The organism is Clostridium sp., from assembly GCF_051656525.1.
In the GTDB taxonomy this organism is placed as follows: domain Bacteria; phylum Bacillota; class Clostridia; order Clostridiales; family Clostridiaceae; genus Clostridium.
The window spans coordinates 1-5,362 of sequence record NZ_JBOGCC010000145.1 but is presented as its reverse complement, the minus strand read 5'-3'; the positions used below and the strand labels follow the sequence as shown (position 1 = coordinate 5,362).

Annotated in this window: 4 protein-coding genes; all 4 read left to right on the top strand. The window is 30.7% G+C overall.

Annotated elements, in window-relative coordinates; translation table 11 throughout:
• Positions 1-274 precede the first annotated feature (274 nt).
• Entirely contained in the window at positions 275-835 is a 561-nt protein-coding gene (locus tag ACRDDY_RS07350) for a hypothetical protein (protein WP_438564299.1), read from the top strand.
• 10 nt (positions 836-845) lie between these two features.
• Positions 846-1,334 (top strand): hypothetical protein, encoded by a 489-nt coding sequence (locus ACRDDY_RS07345; protein WP_438564298.1) that lies wholly within the window; start codon positions 846-848, stop codon positions 1,332-1,334.
• A complete protein-coding gene (locus ACRDDY_RS07340) occupies positions 1,324-1,707 on the top strand; it encodes a hypothetical protein (protein WP_438564297.1) in 384 nt (127 codons plus the stop codon). The genes ACRDDY_RS07345 and ACRDDY_RS07340 overlap by 11 nt, the downstream gene beginning before the upstream one ends.
• Before the next feature lie 69 nt (positions 1,708-1,776).
• A partial coding sequence (locus tag ACRDDY_RS07335; RefSeq protein ID WP_438564296.1) for a phage tail tape measure protein occupies positions 1,777-5,362 on the top strand: 3,586 nt, incomplete at its 3' end.

The window sequence follows — 5,362 nt, the reverse complement described above, 5'->3', positions numbered from 1 at the left end:
TCACACAGGAAACTACTACAACTGAAATAATATTAAAATATGATGGAGTGGTTATATTGACAATTCCATTGCCTACAAATGTATTATAAAATTAATAATATAAAACAAATATATAAAATGTAAATTTTATTTACCAATTCCATTTCTACGCCTCAGTATTTGCAACTGTTTCACGACTTGTTTATCAGTAAAATTTGTCGAATGAATTATGTTGTGGAACTTTTATATAAGATTTAATATTATAGTATATAAAATTAATAAATGAGGTGTAGAAATGAGAAAAATATTGAGTTTGATGTTAATTGTAGGTTTATGTATAAATGTTGTAGGTTGTAGCAATAAGTTAAGTGAAAAAGATATAGAAATTATTAATGATCAAATAGAAATTATATATGAAATGGAGAAGGAAGTAACTCTATCGGCAGCACTTATATATTCAATGTGTTACAAATACGAAGATAAAATACCATATGGTGATAAAAATATTGTATTGTTATATGATTTTATAACTGATATGGTTAAATCATCAGAAAATGATATTAAAGTAATGAATGACTTAGATTTGGATTTAATTGATAAATATTTAAATAATTATAACAATGATATAGATAAAAGAGAGTATGATGGTAAAGTAGAGAACATATATAGATATATAAGTTACTCTATGGGTGTATCTGACATATTAAATGACGGTAAGATTGATATAAATGAAGTAAAACAGGTGGAAGATACATTTATGCTTATAGCATATCCTAGATATGAAAATGAAGAAATTTATGATACGGACAAAATTAATCTTAGAAATAGATACGATGAAAAATATGAGTTTAAATAGGGAGGACGTTATGGAGAATAATAGAGTAAATTTAAATGAGTTAAAAAATGATATAGTAAGGTGTATTATACCCTTTAAAAATATAAATGGGGATGAACAACAAATAGAAGTGTATAATATCATAGGTGATAGAAGGTTGCAAATGCTTGAAGAATTGTCCAAAATAGTTGATTGCAAAGAAGATGAAATTATAAGTGCAAATGACTCATATTACAAAACATTAATAATGGAATTTACAGATATAAAGGCTGATGAGACGGACATAAATGATATAGTCGTTAATCCTTCTTTAGAATTTCAAATATTAATACATGAACTAGATGAAATGGTATATGAGTTGCAGTATGAAGTTCTATGTAAGAATATAAATAATAGTAGAAGGTTGATGTTAGAAGAGATGAATAAACAATTAACTAATGAACTAGAAAATCTTGAAAGATTTGTATCAAATTCTAGCGATATGATGAAAGCTATTGGAGTTGAGGAAAATGATATTTAATTCAGTAGAAAGTGTTACTGCTTATGTTGAAATGGTTTTAAACTCAGCTATGCCTAAAACTGGTGAGGATATAAAACAAATAATGGATGAAGTAACTCAGAGTCAGGTAAAAGGATATACTTATCAAATTTTCGATTCGATAGAATCAGAAGGATATGGACACGAGGCGTTCGCTGAGTTCAGAGATAATGGTCATTGGGTATCTTTAATAACGGGTGAATCTGTAGGAAATCCAATAAAATTTCTTGAGGCGGGTTCAACGTGGAATAGAGGTGCAAGTAACATAATGGATGAATCATTTAGTAGATGTGAACAAGAAATACCCGAAAAGTTAAAACAGTATTTAATAAGCAGAGGAATACCAATTGAATAATATTTAAATTACCACTTCTCGCATAGGAGTGGTTTTTCTATGCAAAAAATTAAAAGGAAGGTGGTAGGTATGTCCGAATTTCAGATAAAAGTCCAAACATCATTAGATGATTCTAAAGCCAAAGAACAACTTAATAAATTAATATCAGACGGATCCAATAAAAAGATAAAATTAGAAGCAGATACATCTAGTATGGTTGGTTCATTGAATTCCGTATTAGGTATAATAAAAAATATAAATACAATTGCAAATCAAGTTAACGTGGGCGGAAAGTCAAAAGGAAATAGTCAAACGTCTAAGACTTTATCAGAATTTAAAGCATTACAAAATCAATATAATGCATTGCAAAGGCAATTATCCAAAGAAGTCAATCCAAAATCAATGGGGGTACTAAAAACTCAGTTGGGTCAAGTTGGAAATGCTATAAATCAAGTGAAATCTAAAATGACTGAAACTGAACTTGCAATGGCTAAAGCGTTTGCTACGACCTCTACTCAAAAGCTAGAGGCTAGTTTTTCTAAGACATTTTCATCTATATCAAGTAATGTTAATAAATTAGGTGCTGAGATAAAAAGTGCCTTTAACAACCCAAATGTAAATATGTCTCAATTGAATTCATTGCAGACTAGATTTCAAGGTTTACAGAATATGGTTAATAACTTTGATATGTCTAAAATGTCAGGGGAAGAATTAAACAAACTGAATAGTAAATTAAGTGAACTTCAGACTAAATTTAAGGGTATAAATACCGACGCTAATCAGCTTAAATTAGAAAATAAATTTAATATAGATTGTTCTAAAACTATATCTCAATTAGAGCAATTGAAAAAACAATATCAGACTGTAGGTAAAGATACAAGTGGAATAGATAATCTAATTAAAAAGACTCAAGAACTTCAAAGTGGAGTTGGGAATGTTAAACTAGGAACATTACAAACAGGATTGAACGGAGTAAATACTCAAGTAAACCAAATGCAATCATCTATGAAATCATTAGTAGGTGTTAGTAAAACAGTAAAAGGTACATTTAGTCAAATATTCCAAAGTTTTTCTACATTAGCACCAGGATTCTTAATAGGTACTGCGTTGGTATCAGGAATAAGAAGTATTAAAACTGAGATATTAGAATTAGACAAAAGTATGACTAACTTAAAGAAAGTTGCTAAAGATTCAGATGTAGCAACTTCATCTCAAATTAAAACTATAACTAATAATGCAGTTCAAATAGCAAAAACTACGGCTGGTAGTGTTAGTGGAATTGTTAATTCTATGGCTGAGGCTACAAAGCTTGGGGTAAAAGGTGGAATGAAGGCTGCTGAAGAAGTGGCTAAATATGCTCAGATATTCTCCAATGTCGGCGATATGGACGTTTCAATGGCTACTCAAGGTATAGCTCAGTTAATTAATACGTTCGATATAAACCCACTAGAAAAGTTCAAGGTTAGTGTTAATGGTGTCAATAAAGAAACCACAGGTTTAGCAAATTCAATGGACGTTCTGAATTTTGCTGGGAATAATTATGCAATTGATGTTGCTGGTTTATTATCTGCCATGCAAAATGGTGGGGCAACTATGGCTGGATATGGATTATCAATCCAAGAATCTACAGCTTTAATTGTAGCTGCTAATGCTTCACTTCAAGATCCAAGTAGAACTGGTAATGGGTTAAAGGCTCTGGCTGTAAATTTAGCTGGTATAAAAACTAGCGCAAAAGATGGAAGTATTTCCATGAATAAAACAGCTAAGGCTCTATCTTCCATAGCTGGAATAGATGTGTTCACAGATAAAAGTAAAACACAAGTTAAAGACATGACTACTATATTGGATGAAGTTAATAAAAAATGGGATGGATTAAACGACACTCAAAGAAAAGGATTGTCAGAGGCGATAGCTGGTAAACAACAATCTGCGGTATTCAATTCATTAATGAAAAATTATGACCAATATGAAGAATTAATGGGTAGATACACTAAAGGCGAACATTTTAATGCGGCTGAAAAAGAGAATGAAAAATATATAAACTCAATAAATGGGAAATTAGCCAGTTTAAAGGCTACATGGGCAGGAATAGGTAGTACGATATTTAATTCTGATATGCTTAAAGGTGGAGTTAGTGGACTTGATACATTTTCACAAGGAATAAGTAAAGTTATAACTACGATTGATAAGCTGAATATGGGAATACCTGTAACTGTAGCTGGAATGGCTTTGTTAAGAACTGCATTTACTTCATTTAAATATGCAGGTAATTTCGCTGATGGACTATCTCTAATTGGAATGAGATTGACTAGTATTCCAGCGTCTATTTCTAAAATTCCAGCAGCGTTATCTGCTTTTACTGGGTTAAATGTTACAATGATGGGGTTAGCTGGAACTATAGGAGCGGTAGCTTTAGCCTTTACAGTGTTGAAGGGAATTCAAATAGCAGTAGATAAACATAATACAAAAGGTACTAGACAATGGGAAGAATTAAATAAAAGTACGAAGAAGTACAAAAAAACACTTGATGATTTAAATGGTAAAGAGTTGAAACTATCGGGTACTTTAGGTCAGTATGAAAAGTTATCAAAAATAACAAATAAGACAGCAGAAGAACAAAAAGAATATAATAAAGTATTAAAAGATTTAGAAAAAATTGATCCTAACCTTGTTGTGTATGATGAAAATGGAAGTCCTATAAAAGCAAGAGTCGGTGAGGTCAAAGATTTAGTAAGAGAATATCAAAAGGCTCAACGTGAACAAAGTAAACTATTAGCTGATGACCTAAAGGATAAATCGTCGGCAAGTAGAGATAAATATAAAGAACAAGCCAATAAAAGAAATCAGGCACTTTTGGATTTAGTTAATAAAAAAAATGAATTAACTAAGGGTGCTTACAACAAAGTTACAGGAACTTATAACGAATTACTAGGTGATAATTGGTTAGAAAATGTACTTTCTAAAAATGATAATACTATAAAAAATGCAGATAAATATTTTGCTGGTCTTAGAAAATATAAAGAAGAAGAAAAGAAGTTCATAGATTCGGTTGCAACACAAAGGAAAAATGTAAGTAAAGATTCATCAGATTATTTAGATAATTTATTTGGACGAAATTCCGATTTAGACAAAGCTAGTAATAGTGTTAAAAAGGCTATGAGTAGTGCTTTAAAACTTGATTTCTCTCAATTCAACGCCTCAGATATGGATAAGGTAGGAAAGTCATTAAGCGATTGGATAGGTAAGGGAGACAAGGTTAAAATACCTAAGTTTAACGAATATATAAGTCAAGTTGACCAATTAAACTCTTCGTGGGAAAGTGGAAAAATAACATCTCTTGCGTATAAAGACGGCGTTAACAACATTGCTAAAGCGATGTCTGAATTGACAGGCGGAAAAATAAGTACAGAAGAATTTGCTAAAATGTTAAAAATACCTGAATACGACATTGCTAGTGAATATGAATTACTTAATGATTTAGAAAATGCAAATAATAGGGTTAAAGAAGCAATCAACAATATGGCTCAAGAGGGAACACCTAAGAAAAGATTGCAATTAGCATATGAACTTATACAAGATGAAACTGTCCCTATGCAAGTAAGAGATAAAATATCCGAATTGGCATCAGATGGTTTAATTTCAGACCAAGATTTAGAAATAATAATGAATCTCATGG

Coding starts and splice junctions, on each gene's coding strand:
- ACRDDY_RS07345 (WP_438564298.1), top strand. CDS start 846: ATGGAGAATAATAGAGTAAATTTAAATGAGTTAAAAAATGATATAGTA.
- ACRDDY_RS07340 (WP_438564297.1), top strand. CDS start 1,324: ATGATATTTAATTCAGTAGAAAGTGTTACTGCTTATGTTGAAATGGTT.
- ACRDDY_RS07350 (WP_438564299.1), top strand. CDS start 275: ATGAGAAAAATATTGAGTTTGATGTTAATTGTAGGTTTATGTATAAAT.